9 protein-coding genes are annotated in these 19,974 nt (G+C 51.9%); 2 read left to right on the forward strand and 7 right to left on the reverse strand.

What is annotated here, in order from left to right; translation table 11 throughout:
• Positions 1-13: 13 nt before the first annotated feature.
• Positions 14-913, reverse strand: a complete 900-nt coding sequence (locus B1748_RS16335) for a carbohydrate ABC transporter permease (protein ID WP_087568994.1) — start codon at positions 911-913, stop codon at positions 14-16.
• A 374-nt stretch (positions 914-1,287) separates the two neighbouring features.
• Here B1748_RS16335 and B1748_RS16340 point away from each other — a divergent pair, with 374 nt between their 5' ends.
• Complete coding sequence (locus B1748_RS16340) at positions 1,288-2,724, forward strand: hypothetical protein (RefSeq protein ID WP_087568995.1); 1,437 nt, start codon at positions 1,288-1,290, stop codon at positions 2,722-2,724.
• A gap of 157 nt (positions 2,725-2,881) precedes the next feature.
• On the opposite strand, the gene B1748_RS38050 is transcribed toward B1748_RS16340, so the two are convergent.
• From B1748_RS38050 to B1748_RS16360, 4 genes are all read right to left on the reverse strand, one after another.
• The gene (locus tag B1748_RS38050) at positions 2,882-2,992 is read right to left on the reverse strand and encodes an S-layer homology domain-containing protein (protein WP_371822916.1); all 111 of its coding nucleotides are present in this window, start codon (positions 2,990-2,992) and stop codon (positions 2,882-2,884) included.
• Between the two features lie 246 nt (positions 2,993-3,238).
• Positions 3,239-6,256 (reverse strand): glycoside hydrolase family 2 TIM barrel-domain containing protein, encoded by a 3,018-nt coding sequence (locus B1748_RS16350; protein ID WP_087568997.1) that lies wholly within the window; start codon positions 6,254-6,256, stop codon positions 3,239-3,241.
• 167 nt (positions 6,257-6,423) lie between these two features.
• Positions 6,424-7,983 carry a sulfatase-like hydrolase/transferase gene (locus B1748_RS16355; protein ID WP_087568998.1) on the reverse strand — a complete coding sequence of 520 codons (1,560 nt, stop codon included), beginning with the start codon at positions 7,981-7,983 and terminating at the stop codon, positions 6,424-6,426.
• Positions 7,984-8,056: 73 nt separating this feature from the next.
• The gene (locus tag B1748_RS16360) at positions 8,057-10,303 is read right to left on the reverse strand and encodes an FAD-dependent oxidoreductase (RefSeq protein ID WP_087568999.1); all 2,247 of its coding nucleotides are present in this window, start codon (positions 10,301-10,303) and stop codon (positions 8,057-8,059) included.
• A gap of 145 nt (positions 10,304-10,448) precedes the next feature.
• On the opposite strand from B1748_RS16360, the gene B1748_RS16365 reads away from it, so the two are divergent.
• Positions 10,449-11,252 (forward strand): helix-turn-helix domain-containing protein, encoded by an 804-nt coding sequence (locus tag B1748_RS16365; protein WP_087569000.1) that lies wholly within the window; start codon positions 10,449-10,451, stop codon positions 11,250-11,252.
• Positions 11,253-11,332: 80 nt separating this feature from the next.
• Here B1748_RS16365 and B1748_RS16370 read toward each other — a convergent pair whose 3' ends face one another.
• Complete coding sequence (locus B1748_RS16370) at positions 11,333-13,687, reverse strand: beta-galactosidase (protein ID WP_087569001.1); 2,355 nt, start codon at positions 13,685-13,687, stop codon at positions 11,333-11,335.
• 217 nt (positions 13,688-13,904) lie between these two features.
• A complete protein-coding gene (locus tag B1748_RS16375) occupies positions 13,905-19,919 on the reverse strand; it encodes an S-layer homology domain-containing protein (protein WP_087569002.1) in 6,015 nt (2,004 codons plus the stop codon).
• Positions 19,920-19,974 lie beyond the last annotated feature (55 nt).

The raw sequence follows: 19,974 nt of genomic DNA on the forward strand, positions 1-19,974 counted from the left end.
CTTCGCTGCCCCCTTATACATATTTGACCCATTTCTTCTGACCGATCCATTGAATTAACGTGATGATCACTACCAGCACGAAGAATACCCACGATACGGCTGAAGCGTAACCCATATGATATTGCTTGAACGCCGTATCATAGATATGGTAGACGATTGTCATAGAAGCCGTGCCTGGCCCGCCTTGCGTCATTACCTGTACTTCAGCGAATACTTGAAAGGAAGAAATAACCGACGTAATGATGAGAAAGAATGTCGTAGGCGAGCTGATTGGTACAGTTATATGAAAGAACTGTTGCAGTTTGTTGGCCCCGTCTATCGAAGCTGCTTCATAATAACTTTTGGATATTCCTTGCAAGCTCGCTAGATAAATAACGGTGCAATATCCAACGTTCTTCCACACCCAGAATAATGCGATTGTAGGCAACGCCCACTTCACGCTTGTTGCCCAGCCCGGTGTGGATTCAATGCCTAACGAGCGCAAGAAAGAATTGATAGGACCAAACTCCGGATGGAATAGTGCCGAGAATACCAATGCCGAAGCCGTAATTGTCGTTATATATGGCACAAAATACATAGCCCTCAACAGTCCGCGTCCGAAAATTTTGGCGTTTAACAGGTTGGCGATAACAAGAGCTAACACAATTAAAAGCGGGACCCCCATTATCATTAGCAGCAGATTATGCAGCAGGCCAGATCGGAAGTATTCATTTTGAAATACCTCTTTATAGTTATCTAGTCCGATGAACGTCGATCCTGCGGCTCCTTTGAACATGTTCCAATCCATAAAACTTAGGTACAAGGAATTGAACAAGGGATAAGCCATAAACATTAGGAACCCAATGACGGCAGGTATTATAAACGAATAGCCTACCAAATTTTTTCTGATGCTTCTCTTCCACCTCAGATTCATCCACTCCCCGTAGTCATGCCATGATAGCTTTGTTTTTGATCAAGCTCAATATACTATACTTAAAATCACTATTTATATTTAGATAATATTGAAAGCACTTTCATGTGTCAAGTTAAAATTTTATATATCAATAACAAAATTATATATAGACATATTCAACTTAAGCATGTACTCCTCTTATTTGGACTATATATAAATAGGTTGACTATATTTAAAATGAGAGTTACAATTTATTACAGCGTAGCTCGTGAAGACGCTAGACTGTAATCGCTTTCATTTATCGAGAAAGGAGAGTTGAGTCGCCCCCCTTACATGTCAAAATACGAATTCAATTCATTCGGCATTTAAATTTTTTATTCAGGAGGTAATTGAAGATGCTAAACAAAATGTTGTTCAAACAAGTATGCTTGACCATAATTGCTGCATTAGCAATTATGGCTCTTCAAGTTCCACAGTCTGCTAAAGCAGCCTATCCCGTAACTTATCAAGGACTTGGCAAGGCCGTGTACGCGGGTAAGACTTACTTTGAAAATAAAATAACATCAACAACAAAGGTACTCGTAACACCAAGCGATACGTTAAGTTCAATTCAAACAAAGCTTGACGCCGGTGGCATCATTCAATTCGCGGCCGGCACATACAATTTAGGCGTCATGAAAATCAACCAATCCAATACTCGCGTGGAGGTTGATCGCAATGCCATCTTCAACATGAACAGCAACATCTTGTTTGATATTCGCCCGGCAACTGTGACATCACCAAGAATCGAGAATGTAGAAATAGCATCGATTGGCCCAGGCCGCTTTAAAATTAATACAAATGGCAATGTTGGCGGCGATAAGCGCCCTGTTCGATTATCAAATGTGAAGAACTTTGCTGTTTCCGGAATTAATATTTCAGGAAATTACGAGGGACAGCCCTTTATCGTATTAGCACCCTATCAAGACGGTAGCCCTGGGACTATATTGGTAGATGGCCAACAAACCTATAATCCCATTTTCGGACTCGTTCCTACCTACGGCGTGATTCAAAATGTAGGGGCTACCAAGATTCACGGCGGATATGCCACAGTACAAATGTTTGGTGGAAACAACGTCCTTATGCGTAATATTGACGGAGATAATGGAGTAACTGTCCGTTTAGAACCGGGCAGCGGAAAGAATACGGATTATATAAGCATGTCCGGACCAGATCTGGGAGCCTTACACAATATCGCACTGGTAAATATCAGCAACACAAACGGTTTTGCAACGGTCTATTTGAAGCCCCATGCTAAACTTAACCACAATATTACCTTAGCGAATATTTCAGCAGTCAACAGCGCATTCGCCATACATGCAGATGTAGCTAAGTTTAAAGCAGATGACAATGTCACGGTTTCTTATGGAGGTGACACCTATAATGTTCACAGGCAGCGCGGGCGTTTTGAAAATGTAAAGCTCAAGGGGGAAATTTCACTAACACAACAAGGAACAGATAAGCTAGCCTGGTTCGCTATTAGTGATCTTCTGTATATCGAATATAGTAAGCGAGACGGAGCAGGAAATTATTCGGATTACGCTCCAAACATTGAAGGCTCCAAACGTCTAACGACTCCAGTCGTACCCGTGCTTATGATTTCGCAGGAATACCGGTCGGATACCGAGTTCAGTATTGAACGCGGAAATTATACGATGGATTTCACTACTGCCAACATTCAGTCTATTGGATTCACTCATTCCTTAGCTACGAATGGAGGCGTACTTTACAGAGAAGATGGCAGAACGAAAACAAACAAACCATTGACGGCGGAACAAATCATGGATTATTAACTTTTAAGTCGCAATAATACAAGCAATCTGCGAGCAACTGCGCTTGCGACTTGTCGCATTTATCTCCGGTAAACCTGGCTTTCGAGATTCATAATAGCCTAGAACACAGAATGACCGATGAAGCACTTTGCTGTGCTTCATCGGCCTTTGTGTGTCGTTAGTTATTTGTCGTATTTAGCTGAAACAATCGATAGATAAGCATAGCTGCTTCAGCTCTTGTAGCAGACTTGTGTGGCCCGAAGCGTCCGTCTTCGAAACCAATCATGATTGCCGACTCCGTTTACGATCCCTCTGACAGCCAACGCTTCAATCCCCTCCCGGGCCCATAGAACAGTGTCAAGATCCTCGAAAGAATGCTTCTGCTACATCAGTGTCCAACTTATCTGGGTCGACAAGTTGGACTGACATCTCGACATGATCTGAGGAAGACCCTATGTACCGTAATCAACCATAGAGGGAACGATGCCGTTGCCAGTCCCATATCCTCCGTCAGGACGGCTAAGTTGAAGGGCTGCTATTCGTCTTCTGTCAGGATCGGTGCGATTCGCAGCTCAAAGGCCATCTCCTTATCGCTCAACTGGTACTGCTCCAGTAGATCGGTTCCGCAGGAGCTGGAGCCGATCCCGTTCATCTTGTAATCCAGATGCACGATCGTCTCCTTGCGCCTACGCAGGGAATGCGTATGCTTCGCCTGGGTCATATCCTCCGGCGTGTAATGGAGCGCCTGGAACGAGAACTCCGAGCCCGGGCTGGTGAACAGGAGACCCATGCCGAGTGCATTGCTGACGGAGGCCCACTCCGTACCGTAACGCGAGCCGTTCTCCTGCGGCACTACATACGAATGGTGCATATCGTCGACGGTCAGCTCATATTTGCCCTTTCTGACGCTTTGGCGCTTGTCAATATAGCTTTCATGAGGTCCGTAGCCGAAATATTCCACCTGCTCATTTCCTGCCGGCATGACGAGTTGCAGTCCGAAGCGAGGCAGGTATGGCAGATCCTCCCGCACCTGAACCGAAGTCTTCATTGTAATGACTCCGGCACCGTCAACCTCCCACACGGCCTTGCCCTTGAGTAGCGGCTGCTTGATGTTGCAGGTCAGTGCGAAGTCCACTTCAATCTGAACCCGCTTCGCCGACACATGGGTGACCTCTGCGCGGTAGACCTTGGTCATGGCGCGCTCATAGCCTTCCTTGCTCCAAAGCACCTTGATCTTGCGGTCATTGTCCGCCGGCGCACGCCAAATACTGAACTGCGGCTTGCCTTGAATGAGCGGCACGCCATGCTTGGTCACCTTGGTAAACGCTCCGGCGTGGAGATCGAATACATGAAGGAAATCAAAGCCTTCCACGATCACCTCATCGTCCTTCTGCTCCACGGCGATGTCCGGCCATACCCGCAGCTCCGCAGCCGGTGCAGGCACTGAAGCAGGCACCGGCAGCTCGAACTGCTCATTGGTCAGCTCATGACCTGAAGCTGCCCAAAGCTTGTCTGTACGCTGCGTCACGAACAGGCTGAGGAACCAACGTCCCGCCGCATTCGGAAGCGAATAAGGAATGGTAACGAGCTCCGTTCCGTGAGGAGGCGTCTGCAACGACGGCAGCTCGCCCTGCTCCACAGTTTCACCATCACGCTCGACCCGCCAGCTTATCACGACATCCGAGAGGTCGATGAAATCATAGCGGTTCGTCACGCGAACCTTGCCTTCGGCGGCAGCTTCAGCCTCCAACAGCACCGGCGCCATAACTTTCTTCAGCTCCAGCAGGTTGGTATGGGGAATCCGGTCCGGGCTGACCAGCCCGTCAATGCAGAAATTACCGTCGTTCTGCACATCTCCGAAATCACCGCCATAGCCAAAGAACATCTGCCCGTCTAGGGATTGAGTTTTGATGCCGTGGTCGCACCATTCCCAAACGCAGCCGCCCATCAGCTTCGGATACGCATAGATAACGTGCCAGTAATCCTTCAGGTCTCCGCAACTGTTGCCCATGGCATGGCTATACTCGCATAGCAGGAGAGGCTTGGTCTGGCTCTCATCGCTGCCGTAGGCGACCATCTCCTGCACGGTGGCGTACATTCTGCTATTCATATCAAGGCAGCTGGTATCGGGATGGCCGTTATATTTCAGCGCCGCCCCTTCATAATGCACAAGCCGGGTCGTATCGCGTTCTCGGGTCCAACGTGCCATCGCAATATGATTTACGCCATAGCCGGATTCATTCCCCATGGACCAGATCACGACAGACGGATGGTTCTTGTCCCGTTCGACCATACGGACAGCACGGTCCAGAAACGCCGCTTCCCACTCCGGATTCTTGGTGAGCATGTGATAATCCCCAGCATGCAACACCCCGTGCGCCTCCAGATCGGCTTCATCAATTACATAGAAGCCATACTGGTCGCACAAATCCAGGAATCTCGGGTCGTTCGGGTAATGGGAGGTACGGATCGTGTTGATGTTATGCTGCTTCATAAGCTTCAAATCCTGAATCATATGCTTCAGCGGAATCGTCTGTCCCAACTCTGGATGGGAATCATGGCGGTTAACACCCTTCAGCTTGATGTCCTGGCCGTTGATGCGGAAGACCCCGTCCAGCACCTCTACCTTACGGAGCCCGACATGGAAATGCAGCACTTCGCCAGCACCACTCACAAGCAGCGAATACAAATACGGATTTTCTGCACTCCACAGCATAGGGCTTGCAATGTCCAACCGAAGCGTTTCCTTGCCTTTCACCCGGGCAGTGCTTGCGCCGATCACGCGCCCCTCGGCATCCAGCAGCTGAATCTGCACCTCTACGCTGCCCTGGCTCTCGATATCACAGCGCAACAAGGCCGACTTGTAATCCGTAGATAAATCAGCTTGATAGAACACGTCGCGGATCCGCTCATTGCTGCGGGCGAGAAGATATACATCTCTGAAAATGCCGGAGTAGCGCCACGCATCCTGATCCTCCAGATAGGTGCCGTCGCACCATTTGAGCACCATAACAGCCATGCGGTTTCTTCCGCTGCGCACATAGGAGGTCAGATCAAATTCTGCCGGAATGCGGCTGCCCTGGCTATAGCCGACAAAAGTACCGTTAACCCACAAATAGAAACAGGAATTCACGCCTTCAAAGACGATGTGTGTGGCCTGGTCCTTCCAATCGGTGCAAACGTTGAACTCCCGGATATACAAGCCCGCCGGATTCTCGTCCGGAACGAAGGGCGGATCGCACGGAATCGGATAATTCACATTGCAATACTGCATCTGGTCATAGCCGTTTGACTGCCAGCAGGAAGGCACAAGCAGGTCATCCCAGCCGGAGTAATCATAAGCCTCCTCGTAAAAAGCCTCCCGCACCTCTTGCACGCTGCGGTGGTAGCGGAACTTCCATTGTCCGTTGAGTGTTTGGTAATAAGGGGATTTCCCTCGCTTCCCCTTCCTCGCCGATTCTGTATTAGCATACGGTATATAGTAAGCTCTCGGGGCTTCCCGATTGATATGAAGCACGTCAAGATTTTCCCAGACCTTCTTCAGATCCTTCATTTAAATAACCTCCTGAGTACAAAATATGATGTTTCAAAGTTTCGGATGCCCGATATCGGCATCCGAGGTCTTATTCCCATCATATCTGCTGGGCAGAGCCTTTTGCCATGCACATACCCTAACAATAGTAGTACTATTTTTACCTTCTCGCGAGAGTAGTACTATCATTACTTCTTAATACCCTGCCGTACCAGTTGCTTGACGGTTCCACCCGCTCTCATCAAGGTCTGCATTCTGGCCAAATTGTCCCCCTGCATCAAATGGTAGTTGTTCACAGTATTTCGAGCTTGCTGCATATCTTCAAGGTCGGCTAACGGCCCCAGTCCGTCCCGCCACTCTGTAAGCCGCTGAAGCAGCTCCTCCTTGATGTCGGCATAGTCCGGAGTATGGAACAGGTTATGTGATTCTCCGGGGTCCTGCTCCAGCTGATACAGCTCGCCCTCCACGACGTCCTCAAGGAACATATGCGTGAACTTCAAGCAGTGGTCATTCATAAGCCGATCGTGAAGCTCCTCCTGTCCTGGATACCAGGTGAGCTTCCATGGCCCCTTGCGGATCATTAGCGCCGGCTCGCGCTGCAGGCCGCCCGTGAAGATATGCCCGAACACTTCGTTCTTGGCAGCTCCCGGCTCTTTGTTGAGCATCGGCAGGAGTGATTGTCCCTGCACGCAGTCCGGGATGTCGATGCCGGCGGCATCCAGAAGGGTCGGCATGATGTCTACAATTTCTGCGAAGGCCTCATAGGTTCCCTGGAGCATGTTCTTAGGAAACTTGATCAGGAGCGGAATCCGGGACACCTCTTCGTACATAATCCCCCATTTCTCGATAAAGCCATGCTCTCCCATCATCGAGCCGTGATCCGATGTAAATACGATAATGGACTCATCGTACAGGCCAAGCTCCTTCAGCTTCGCCAGAACCTGGCCAACACGGTCATCCACATGCGTGACCAGACCGTAATAGCTGGCCATGCTCTTGCGGTAATCCTCCTCCGTCAAGCGGTTAAACCCGCGCGCCCGGTAGTAATAGCGATGCAGCAACGGCTTGGTGGAGAGGTCCTCCCTCCAGGTATCCGGCAGGGGCATTTCCCGGTAGTCATACATCGACGCATAGGGCTCCACTGGAAAATACGGCGTATGCGGGTCAATGATCGACAGCCGGTGGAACAAGGGCCGCTCACTGTCCTTCAGGTCATTCAGCCGCTTGATATAAGCCTGTGTCAGCAGCGAATCAGCCGTTTCCTCGGGCTTCTGCGGGTTCACTCCGTGAATGACGAGCGAAACCTCGCCTTCATTTTTCTTATATACACTCTTCTTCAACAGCTCGCGGTCCGTGACGCCGAACACGCCGACCTCTCCGCCGGCAAACTGCCCGCGGGGATAGTGCTCCTCAAAGCCGAAGGAGCCCGGCGTATTATAGTGGATTTTTCCGTAGTTGATCGTATGATACCCTTGATGGCTCATCGTGCTGTAGAGTGACATTTCATCCTCCACCGGGGCGAAGGCGTTATCCAGCACGCCGTGGCTGAGGCCGTAGCGTCCGGTAGCCAGGCTTACGCGCGCCGGGGCGCACATTGGGCAGTTCGTATACGCATTCGTAAATACAGCACAGTCCTTCGCAAACGCATCCAGATGGGGCGTCTGCACTGTGCTATGGCCCATATATCCCAGCGTGTCCGCCCGCAACTCATCGGTCATTATAAAAAACACATGCGGCTTCTTGGCCATCCCATTCATGCCTCCTTTTTACTTTGGCTTCTACAGTCTCGTCCTTTGCGCCGCGCGCAGACTTGCGACAGCCCTACTCGTATGCCCGAATCTCGTACACACCTATCCTCTTCGCGCCATTGGTCCGGTGGAAGACGACCTTCAGCTCATCCGTCCAGACCGGATCAAAGCACAGCTTGTTGACGCGCTGGTAATTGTCTGTCACCGAGATCAGCTCGTGGTAATCCCCATTCTGTTTGCAGTAGACGGTATAGTCCTTCACCAGGGTCTGGAATACCGTGAAATCCTGATAGATCTCAAGGTTGTCATAGTGATAGTTCAGATTGGAGTCAAAGACGAGCTGGATCCGGCTGACGTTCCGAGCTTCCTGAAAAGCCACGGTAATGGACTCATCCCCTTTGGTCAGTGCAGACAGCCACATGTTAGGCAGGCCGTGGTTTCTCGACAGTCCGTTGTTCAGGTTGCCCCCGTTATAAATGTCCTGGTCCGTGCCTGTACGGTAGCAAGGAAGCCCCTTCTCCGCTCGCCACATTTCTTTCTTCACCTCCAGGGTATCTATATCGCAGAAGGTCGTGCGACGGTTCATGGCATGCTTTTTCAGGAAAAATACGCCGTTTAGTTCGTCATCGCACATGCCCAACTGAATCGACTCATTCGGCTCAAATTCAATGAACAGCTTGCCGCTCTCGCTCTTGCCGTTCAGCGGCAGGTTCACCCAACGAAGCTCTGACGAGGCCGGTACGGTAATCTCGCCCTCATACAACTTGTGCTGCGGTGAATAGTTCTGCAGCTTCACCGGCGTGTAGACGGTATACCGGAGACGGCTTTCGCTCTGGCTGCTAAAGCGCAGCGCCACCTGTTGAATTGGCTCTTTCACAGGCACAATGAAAGCATACCGCCCATCCAGCGGCAGGCTGAAATCCGCACTTTCAAGGAAGGAAGGCTGCACCGAACTGACCTGAATATCGGCGTGACGGCACAAATCCAGCGGATCATGGCTGCGCTGCCCGATGATGTATTGGTCATTCGCCATCAGAAGCTGCTGCAGTTCCTCCATATGCTGCTCGTAAATGGTTCTTGGCTGCACATTGTATTTCCTGCACAAGTGGGCAGCGGCGGCACAGGATTGCCCCAGCATTGCAAGCGTAGCCATAACGCGGGTAGAACCGAAGGCCACGTGAGTGGTGGACATGCAGCGGCTGGCCACAAACAGATTGTTTACATTTTTGGAGTAGCAGCTGCGGTACGGAATGGAATACACTCCCCGCAACACGAAGTGGCGGGTCGTCATATCCTTCGAGAAAAAACCTTCGACCGCATGCAGGTCAATCGACCAGCCGCCATAGCCGATCGTGTCCTCGAAATCCTTCTGCTCAACGACATCTCCTTCGGTCAGGATATAATCCCCCATCAGCCTTCTCGATTCTCTCTTCCCCGGAACGCCGCTCACATACTCAAGATCATATTGGGAAGCATCGTAATTTCTGCTGTTCTTGATATGATTCCAGATTCCGTATACGAGCTCTCTGTGGCTTTGCATAATTTCCTCGTTCTGGCTGATCGGATCCTTCCCGTGGCCAATCTCATAAAACCACTGCATTCGGTATGCCTCATAACGCGAATTGCCCGGAATGCGATCTGGAATCTGCCGATACTGGAGCGCTTCCTCTACCTTCAGGCTTTTGGCGAATTCCGGCATGACGAACCGCGCAGGGCGTCCGGTGTCCTTTGAATACCAGGACAGGGTGCTCAGCAGCATATTCTCGTCCGCTTCATCCGGGGCGATCCGCTCATTGAATTCCGACTTCGCTTCCCTTCCCGTGCGATACTCCGCACCGGCAAGATAGCCGATCGTTCCATCCCCGGTATCATCGAGAAACAGCGGGCTGTAAAAGTCAAAGCGCTTCTCCGCCCCCAGCTGCGATCCTGACACATACAGGATGTTACCGTTTCCATCCGTTTCGACTTTATCAATATTCGTATTCAGAAATAGAGATACATTGGGCTCTCCCAGGACAAAATCCAGCAGAATCGATTCCCACAAATACGCATTGCCCTGCGGATTCCGGTACAGGTTCTCGAGGCGCAGCTCTTCCATAATGCCTGACTCCCGTGCATAGAAGTTAAACTCCTGAGCACCATCGGCACCGACTACATTGATCCGGTTCTCCGGGCTCGCATTACCGCCCAAATACCCCCGGTTGTTGATTAATGACACCTTCATGCCGAGCCTTGCAGCCTGAATTGCAGCACAGATGCCCGGCATTCCGCCCCCAACAATCGTCAGGTCCCGCTCCACCTTGATGGGTGTAAATTCCATCAGACTTCCTCCTTCGCATTTACCATATATCCATATGATAGTGCAGCGTCAGAGCTTTAAAAATACATGGGAATGCAAAATTGATATCTTATTTCAACTTATATACAATGTTTCTAAACGAAAGGCTGAAGGGGGAACCGTGCAAATGGAGCAGCGTGTCATGATAAACCGCAGCGAACTGCCTGCTTTAATTACGATGGGGGTGTTCAAGCCGGCGCAGCCCTGGATTCACGTTGACCGGATCTTGCATATGGATACCCTGCTGTATGTCGTGGACGGAGCCGTTTCCGTGTGCGAGGAGGATACCGACTATACGATCGGCAGCGGACAAGCTTTTTTTCTCAAAAATCAGTGCCGTCACTGGGGAAAAGCCCCCGTCGCGCCCGGCTCGACATGGTACTGGGTCTCCTTCGTACCGTTCCAGCCCCGGGCGGAGCAAGAGCCGCTCTTTCTACCCAAGCAGCTCACCTTATCCTCACCGGAGTCGTTTATCGATATCCTGAACACCATGCTGAGGCTGTACCGTTCTGCTGCCCCATTCAGTACCGAGCGCATGAACGGCTTGCTCTATCAGGCGCTGTATGAGCTACTGCAGCAGGATCTGCGGCGAAGGGACGAGCACCGTGCCTCCGCGCTCTCCTCCAAAATCATGGCCTGCCTGAAGCATCAGATTGAGCAGCCCTTTGACAGCCGGAGGATTGCCAACAGTCTAAGCATGAACTACACCTATTTAGGGCGGGTGTTCAAAGCCGATACCGGAAGCACGATCAATGAATACTACCGCAAGCTGAAAATCCAGCGCGCAATTGAGCTGATGCACGCTGAAGCGCTAAACATATCCCAGATCAGCGAGCAGCTGCAGTTTCCGAACCCCTATTATTTCAGCCGGGTGTTCAAGCAGGTCACCGGATTGTCGCCGCGCGATTACCAGCAGCAGCTGTATCGGTAACAAGAGAAAGGGACGATCCGCCGAGCAAGCTTCGGTAGATCGTCCCTTGTTGTTATCTTAAATTGACTAGCATGTGTGCTTTATGGCACCGGCTTAACCTCCAGTAGCAGCACCTGCTCCGAGCCCAGGCTGAAGCTCGCAGGCGAGCTCTTGCCGGTCATCAGGTTTTTGACGGTGACATTTTTGTTGTTCGCCATTTTCAGACTGATATTGGATGTGTTCTTCCCTATGTTAACGATCGTCATCAGGTAGGTGTTCGCGCCATTTGGCACGACCCGCCAGAAGGCTCCCTTGGATGGCAGGCCATTATTCTCCGTCAGGACAACCGGTGGCAGCTGACCTTTGGCCGACAGCTCTATCATTACCTTGGATACGATGCCGGACACCGCATTGTTTGTCATCTTGATCAGCTTGCCAGATCCTGCGGTCAGGGTCTTTGCGCGAGGCCGCTTGTATTCATTGAACTTGAGGCTGACATCATCAATGATTACTGTTCCCCCGTTGTCCAGATAAATTTGCAGCGCGTTAAATTCCGCTTCGGTTACTTCTTCGGTCTTGCGGACTACGATGACATCCCAATCCGTGTTCGGCTGCTTGAAAATAATGTTCTTCGTTGCAAAGCCGAGCGGTACCCCGCTAAAGTACATAGACTCATACAGATCGAATTGATCCTCCATATAATTATAATCATTGATTGCCGCTGCTTCGGAGTAGAACAGGCGAACCGGCTTGCGCTCCCGCTGGAATTTGACGATCTCATTCGAGAAGGCGTTCATGTCCATCATCGTCTTGGTGAGTTCCTGCGCCACTCTCGGCTGCTGTGCCACAGAGGCAGCATACGACTCACCAAGGCCGCCTGTCGCATTTTGCAACCGCTCTTCAATCGAGCCGTCGGCGTTACGACCCCATAACCATGTCAGACCTCCGTTCAAGCCGTGAAGCGTGGTTTGCCAGTATGTGGAGCGAACATACTCGGGCTTCATGTACAGATCTCGGTATTGTGTAGTCGAAAGCAGATGCACCTCGGAGTTAAAGTGTGGCTTGTTCGGGCTGACGGAATCCATAAAGTCATACGACATCGCCATCTCCTCCCAGTAGTAGGCGTACTTGGACTCCCAGCTCTCCGGACCCGTGCTGTTCATGTTACGCTTGCGGATCTTCGCATCGTCGCCGATGATCTCTGTCATCTCTGTCAGCGCCTCAAAGTCGATCCCGTGATCACGAGGGCCCTCGACGAAGAGGTCCGGCATAATCTTCAGCTGTGTCCGGGCCGCTGGATCATATTTCTTGATCTCATCATGCAGGAAGGTCAGCCATTCTGTTCCCCGGTCCATATTGAAGCGTGACCAGTCATACCGGATTGGAGTGTTCTCGTAGGACGCATCCAGTGGAATGGAAAGATTCACCTGGTTGAAGCTGGTGTAGCTCGTCTCCCACAGCCCATTCAGCTTTGCAATGGTGCCGTGCTTGGCCTCAAGCCATGTTCTGAATTTGCTCATCGTGTACGTAGAGACGTTTGAAACGGCGGCCCAATGCCCTTTAGCCGTAAACCAGTGCGGCTCATTGGCGAGAATGTAACCGAGCTTGGTGTAATTTTTGCCGGCCGTCGTCGGGATCGTTCCCTTGAAGACATCCTTCCAGATTTCCCGTACCTGAGGGTGGTCAATGTCATATTTGGTGAAGAAGCTCTGTCCCTTCAATATTTCTGGCCCATACTTGGATGCTGCCCATTGCGGCAGCGGATCATGCCACAGCATGAGGTATCCGGCTGTATTGGTCGGGCGATTCTTTAGATCAGCCAGCTTGGTCTGATCGATTGTCCCGGCCTCGTCCAGGGCGAAGATCGGGCTAATGGCCTTCGGATGATCCAGCTTGCCCAAGTATTCGTTATACAGTGTCGGATCGGAAGTTGTAATATTCAGCGGCTTAGAGAAGTAATCGTACAGGAACACCGGCTTTCCGTTTGACATGAATTGATCGTTCTGCACCGTAATGTTCGACCAGTTCACCTTCGGTACTGCCCGGCGCGTCACAGCTCCGTTGATTACCTGTGTCAGTTCGGATTTGGCCGTATCCAGCATTTGAATGACTTCTCTGCGCTCAAAATTGGGCAGGTCATTCGCAAGCTGCTGCGCGTTATTCTGGAACATTTTTACTCGTTCGAACTGTGCCTTGTTCTTGGCAACGTTGGCAGCGTCCCAGTCTGCGTATTTAATAAACTCACTTGCCATCCATACCGCACTTTCTTCCCGGGTGGTGTCAATTCCACTTCCTTTCGCCTGTGTGATCAACGCGTTCAGCTCGCCCATCTTTCTGACGGCCTCCTGCTTCGGGGTTTCAGCAGCTAATGCGATTGACGAGCGGTCTGCTGCGGTCATACCCATGATCAATCCGACACACAAGGTCAGGCTGATCAGCATCTGTTTTGTTCCCATTCACGCACCTCCGTTTAAATTTAAAATTTAATTTCACATTTATATTATTTTACATGAGTTGTTAAGTAAATACATTTTTTGTATTTTCTAAAATTATTAATGTAGTAACTTTAGGGCATGCAGGAAAAGAAGCACGCTCTGTTCAGGAGCGGCTTCTTTCCTTTCCTTTGATTTGTGTTGGTTCCCTGTGCCTTGCAAATACGGTTTAATGCCTTATTTATTGAAGCTCAAGCAGACGCTCCAGCAGCACAGCTGCCTGGGCCCGCGTCGTGAGATCCTTCGGACCAAATCGTCCGTTGCTCGAGCCCTCCAGCAAGCCGGAGGTCTGCAAAGCCTTTACGCTGGCTGCAGCATAGCCGGATATCAGCTGTTCATCCTTGAAGGCTTGTAAAGAGCCTGTGCCTGCAGGCAGTGAAATACGCTCTGCTTCCAGCAAGCGATGCACCATGACCGCCATTTCCTGTCTCGTTATGGAGTCATGAACACCGAAGTTGCCATCCGGCTTGCCGGAAATGATTCCAAGCGCCTGTGCTGTGCCGAGTGCCCCGCTGTACCATGCTTCCTGTTCCACGTCTTTGAAAGTAGAGACCGCAGGCTCGCCAGAGCCAAGCTCAAAGGCGTTGACGAGCATTTGAACAAACTGGGCGCGGCTCACTTGCTTCACTGGTTGGAAGGCTCCAGCGCCAGTACCCTGCACGATGTCCCGCGCTGCCAGAGACAGAATGCTCTCCTCAGCCCATGGAACAGTCGCCAGGTCCTTGAAGCTGACGCTTGCTGCAGCTACCGTATAGTAGCTGAAATGCTTCACATGGAATATAAGCATTCCTGACTTCTCGTCATAGCGGCTGTTCTTAACCACCTCCAGCTCGCTCTTGTCGTTAATGTAATAGGCAACAATGTACTTCGGCTTAGCGCCAGCCTTCAGCGTATAAGGCAACTGCAACTCCACGGTATGTCTGTTGCCGAAATGGCTGATCGCCGTCCCGTCTACGGACAGTGTGAAGTCATAGACAGGATTGTCTTTTACCACGGCCCGTGTCTTCTCGCTGTCCAGCTTCACGGAGGTCTTCTTCACCGTGATCTCTACATTTTGGGCGTTAGAGCCCAAGTCCTTCTGCAGCATGGACAGCGGGATCGAGACGACAGCGAGGCCGGTATCGATCGTCAGCTTCTTGATCTGCGCCTTACCTGCAGCGCTCACGCTTGAAGCGGGAAGCTGAAGCTGTATTTCATTCACGGCTGCCGGCACCTCTACCTGAATACGCACCGTGCCGTTTACAGCCTGTTCCACTGCACTTTGCAGCAGGCTGCCAGAGAGCTTGGAGCGCGCGACACCGTTCTTAATGGTGTCCGCTGTCACTTTAACTGGAGCGGAAGGCTGTTTTACCGGTCCGCTATTGTCCGGGGCCGGACTTCCGCCTCCTGCTGGTACCGCCTGAAGCTCCAGTAGCATGACTCCTTCCGGCTTCAGTGTCCAGGACGTACCGAGGCTTTGGCCTGTCATCATGTCTCTCACTGTGAATGATTGGTTGTCGGCCATCGCTGCCTTCAGCGAAGCCTCATGCTTGCCAAGGTTCACAATCGTCATCATATATCGGTCGTCGCCATACGGTACTACACGCCACATAGCCCCGCGCTGACTCGATCCGTTGGTCTCCATCAGGTTGACCGGAGAAAGGCTGTCTTTCTGCTCAAGCACGCCAAACGCCTGCTCTGCCATGTTCACAGCTGATTCGTCCACCGGCTTGAGAAGCACACCGCTTCCTTGGGTTAATGCGGCTGTGCGCGGCTTCTTGTACTCGGTCGCCTTCAAGCTGCCGGCATCTGTAATGACCGTTCCTCCCTGATTTAAATAAGACTGCAGCGCGGCAAATTCAGCGTCAGTGACTTCCTCGGTCTTGCGGATCACCACGGCATCCCAGTTGGAATGCGGCTGCTTCTCCAGTATGCTTGCGGTCACAAACCCGACCGGCACACCGCTGAAGTACAAGGCTTCGTACAGCTCAAATTGATCCTCCATATAATGCGTATCATTGATTGCCGCAGTTTCAGAGTAGAAGATACGCACTGGCTTGCGCTGCTCCTGGAACTTCACAATCTCCTCGGAGAAAGCGTTCAGGTCCATCATCGTCTTGCTCAGCTCATTCGCTACCCGTGGCTGCTGAGCAACGGTTCCCGGATATGACTCCAGCAGCCCCTGCACCGAGGTGGTCATCAGACGATTCTCAATCGAGCCATCCGGATTTCGTCCCCAGAACCATGTAAAGCCTGCATCCATACCGAGCAGAGTGGCAAGCCAGTATGTGTTGCGTACATATTCCGGCTTCATATACAGATCCCGGTAAGCGACGGTAGACAGGAAATGCACCTCTGAGTTTATATGGGCCTTCTCCGGGCTGACCGAGGACATAAAGTCGTAGGACATGGCCAGCTCTTTCCACATATAGGAGTAATGCTCCTTCCAATCCTCCGCTTGTCCGGTTGACTTGAAGTTCTCCTTCCGGGTCTTCGCATCGTCGCCGATGATATCGACCATTTCCGTGAGCTTCTCAAAGTCGATGCCATGTGTCCGGTTGTCCTCAACGAACAGGTCCGGCATAATTTTGATATGCGTGTTTGCTTCTGGATCATTTTTCTTCACCTGCTCATGCAGGAAGCGCAGCCATTCCGTTCCCCGCTCCATATTGAACAAGCTGACATCATATCCGATCGGCGTTCCTTTATACTTCTTATCCAGTGGAATGACGCTCCGCGAAGCCACATCAAAGCTTGCATAGCTCGTTCCCCACAGTGCATTCAGGTCACTGATCGTCTGATGGCGCTCCTGCAGCCATGATGCGAATTGCTGCAAGGCAATGTCGGAAATACCCTCTTGGCCATTTACTTTTTTAGGTGTTGCCCAGTGGCCTTTCTCCAGGAACCAGTGCGGCTCGTTCGCCAGCAGATATCCCAGCTCCGTGTAAGGCTTTCCGCTCGTGATTGGTCCGGTCTGCTTCAGCACATTACTCCAGATCGAACGGATCTCCGGGTGATTAATGTCGTATTTCGTAAAGGTTGTAATGCCGTCACGGAGCGTCTCCCCGTGCTTACTGGTGGCCCAAGCGGGAGCGGGATCATGCCACAAGATGGTATAGCCCATGTTGTTGCTCGGACGGTTCTGTAAATCTCCGTACTTGTCTGCAGTCGGCGTACCATTTTCGTCGCTTACAAAGCTCGGATTGATGGATTTGGGCACATCTATTTTGCCGAGATAGTCGTTGTACAGGGTCGCGTTGTCTTTCGACACATCAAGTGGCTTGGAGAAATAGTCGTGCAGGAATACAGGCTTGCCCTCGCTGTAGAAATTACTTCCCTGCAGCTCAATGCCGTCCCAATCCACGAGCCGCACCGGCCTCCGCACGACCGTTCCGTCCAGCACCGCTGTCAGCTCGGCAATTGACGTATCCAGCAGCGCGATGACTTCCGTACGCTGGAACTCCGGCAGTTCCAGCGCGAGCTCCTCCGGTGACCTGCCACCCGGGCTGTAGGATGGAATAACCCCGAACATCTTCTTGTTCACATCAATATTCTTCTCATCCCAGTCGGCATATTTGTCATATTCTTTCGCGAACCAGACCGCCCCCTTCTCCCGCTCTGTATCAAGCTGGCGGGCCTGCGCTTTTAGGATCAGGGCTTCCAGCTCGCTGATTTTGGACTGAATGCGTGCCTTTAGCTCTGCCGCGGACAGTGCGCCGTATTTCAAAATACTCTTCGACACAATGCCCCCGTTCTTCAGATCAGCTTCAATCGTCGCCGTCCGGCCATCCGTTGCCTTCACGGTCACGGTCACCTTCTTCTGCTCCATCGACTTCACCGTCAGATAGATGCGCCCGTCCTGGATATCAGCCGCCAGAGCAGCTTCATCCGAGGATTCAGCCGAGTCGCCAACCATACCAAGCTTGGACTCGGTATTCGTAGTGCTGGCATCAATGTAGGTTCCGCTGGATTGAACGGCAATCTCCTTCGGAATGGAGCCGATCACCGTAAGCTCCGCACCTGACTGTACGCTCAGTTGCGTCGTCAGCGACGTAATGAGCGGCTTCAGGACGGTCGCTTTACCTGTTGTGATCTCCATGCGATTCTTCGCATACATGCTCAGCTTGGAATTTGGCTCTACCCGAAGCATCCCGGTGTCACCGATCGTCTCTCCCTTGCCCTTGATGTACATGGCACTGCCTGGCTCGAACACCGCGGACCCAATACCGCTAGCTCCGACAATGCCATTGCCGATAATGAAGCCTTCATCGCGGAAGTCCTGCAGCTGCCCCTTTACCTGAATGACTGCATGAACCGTCATTTGGGCCGTGAATTTCAGCCGCACATTAGAGGGCACGGTCAGTTTTTTCGTAACAGTAACCGGCTTGAACACTTCCACGACATGGAACGTCTTCTCGCCTACTCTTTCGTCAGCCAAGCGTCTTGCCACAGACTCTGCGCCTCCGTTCAGACCGTTCATTGCCTCCAGCAGCTCATCCGCCGTCGCAATCTCCTCGGCCAGCACCGCACCTGGCTGCTTCGCATCGTTAAAGGCTTGAGCTGCAGCCTCCAGCGCTGCGGCTGCAGTCTGATAGTCGCTCTCCGTAGCCGAGCTGTTGTTCTTCGTCATGATCGCGTCTTCAATATTCTGGGCGAATACATCTTGATGCGCTGCCGTTACCCAGTATTGATCTGACGTAAGTCCGGCACCGTTCACGCTGACCGGCGTGGAGGATATATTAGCCTCAGCCAGCTGGATCAGCTCATTCAGCCTTACAAGGATAGCGCTAACCGGCGTATAGTCAACACCGGCCCCAATATTGGAGGCCGAGGCGTTAAATATGGCCTCTGAGGCTACTGTAATCCGCTGCACCACGGACGTCATAACCGGCTTGGCCAGGGTTACAATGCCGGAAGCGATACGCAGATGGTGATTCCCCCGCATCTCTACACTCGAATCTGCACCCAGCTTGAATATACCGTTCGGACCCACCACCTCGGTGCCTTGCTGATAGTAGCTGCTTCCCGTGCGGAACACCACGGCACCGGAACCGTTGCCAGCAAGCCCTGCTCCTCGCTTGTCCGGTGTGCGGCTGTCCTGAACGGTGCCCGACACGGTCACTGCCGCATTCACGGTCATGTTGGCAAAGCTTTGCAGCTTCACGCCCGCCGGAATGGACAGCGGCTCGGTAATCGCAATTGATTCATAAAGCTCCACAGTATTTCCACTCAACTTCACCAGCGTGTCATTCACGGTCACATTTCTGAGCCAGTCCGTAAGATCCTGTGCGGTCTTAATCTCCGCAGGCAGGCCCGTACGGGTGCCATCCTGCTTAGCAGCATCAAATACCTGGACTGCTGCTGCCAGGGAAGCCTCCGCTTCCGTGACCAGACTCTGGGTGGCCGCGGCATCATCCCTGACCCCGATGGCCGATTGAATGGCTGTTATTAAGGCATCCGCAGCCGATGATGTAACCCATTTTCCGGACGATGGCACATCTGTACCATCCACGCTAACTGCCGTGGCGTCTTTGTTGGCAATCGCTCCGGAGATCGCCTGGACCAGCGCGGCCTTGTCTACCGCTTGATCCGATCCCGTAGGGACAGGCGTTACAACGACAACATCATTATTGATTACTCCTTTGACTTCGAATTTCGCTCCCTCTGCAACTTCAATCCTCTTGAACATATCTGACGTCACCGTCTTGCCGGCCGCCACTGTGACCGTCCCGGAGGTTACGTACAGCTCGCTGTTTGCCAGCAGCCTCACGCTGGAATCGGCCCCTGGCTGCAGAACGCCGGCCGCTCCCACGACCTCAATGCCTTGCTGGTAGTAGCTGCTCCCCGAATTCAGCAGCACCGAGCCGATACCGGTGCCAACAACACCATCCCGGCGAAATTCAAGAGCTCGGCTGTCCTGCAGCTTCCCGTCTACCGTAACTTCTTCCTGAATGCCCAACTTCACGAACAGCTGCAGCTTCACACCGACCGGTACGTTAAACGTCTCGTTAATCGTAACCGGGGTGCTGACCTGTGCTGTCATGTTACCGTCAGCCGTTTTGATCTTGGAAGCATCCCCGCCTACATCCAGCTTCGTGCGGAGGAACTCCACTAACTGCTGCGCATCCGCAATCATGGCGGCTTGCAGCGGAGCAGGAGGAACCACCAGTGCTGCAATGAGACTCAGGCTCATAAATAAGGACAATAATCTTTTCATGTCGGCCTCCTTAGAAAAACGTTTACATTTTGTGAACTTATGGCACTCTATTCCC

Source organism: Paenibacillus sp. MY03, from assembly GCF_002165585.1.
GTDB lineage: Bacteria > Bacillota > Bacilli > Paenibacillales > Paenibacillaceae > Pristimantibacillus > Pristimantibacillus agaridevorans.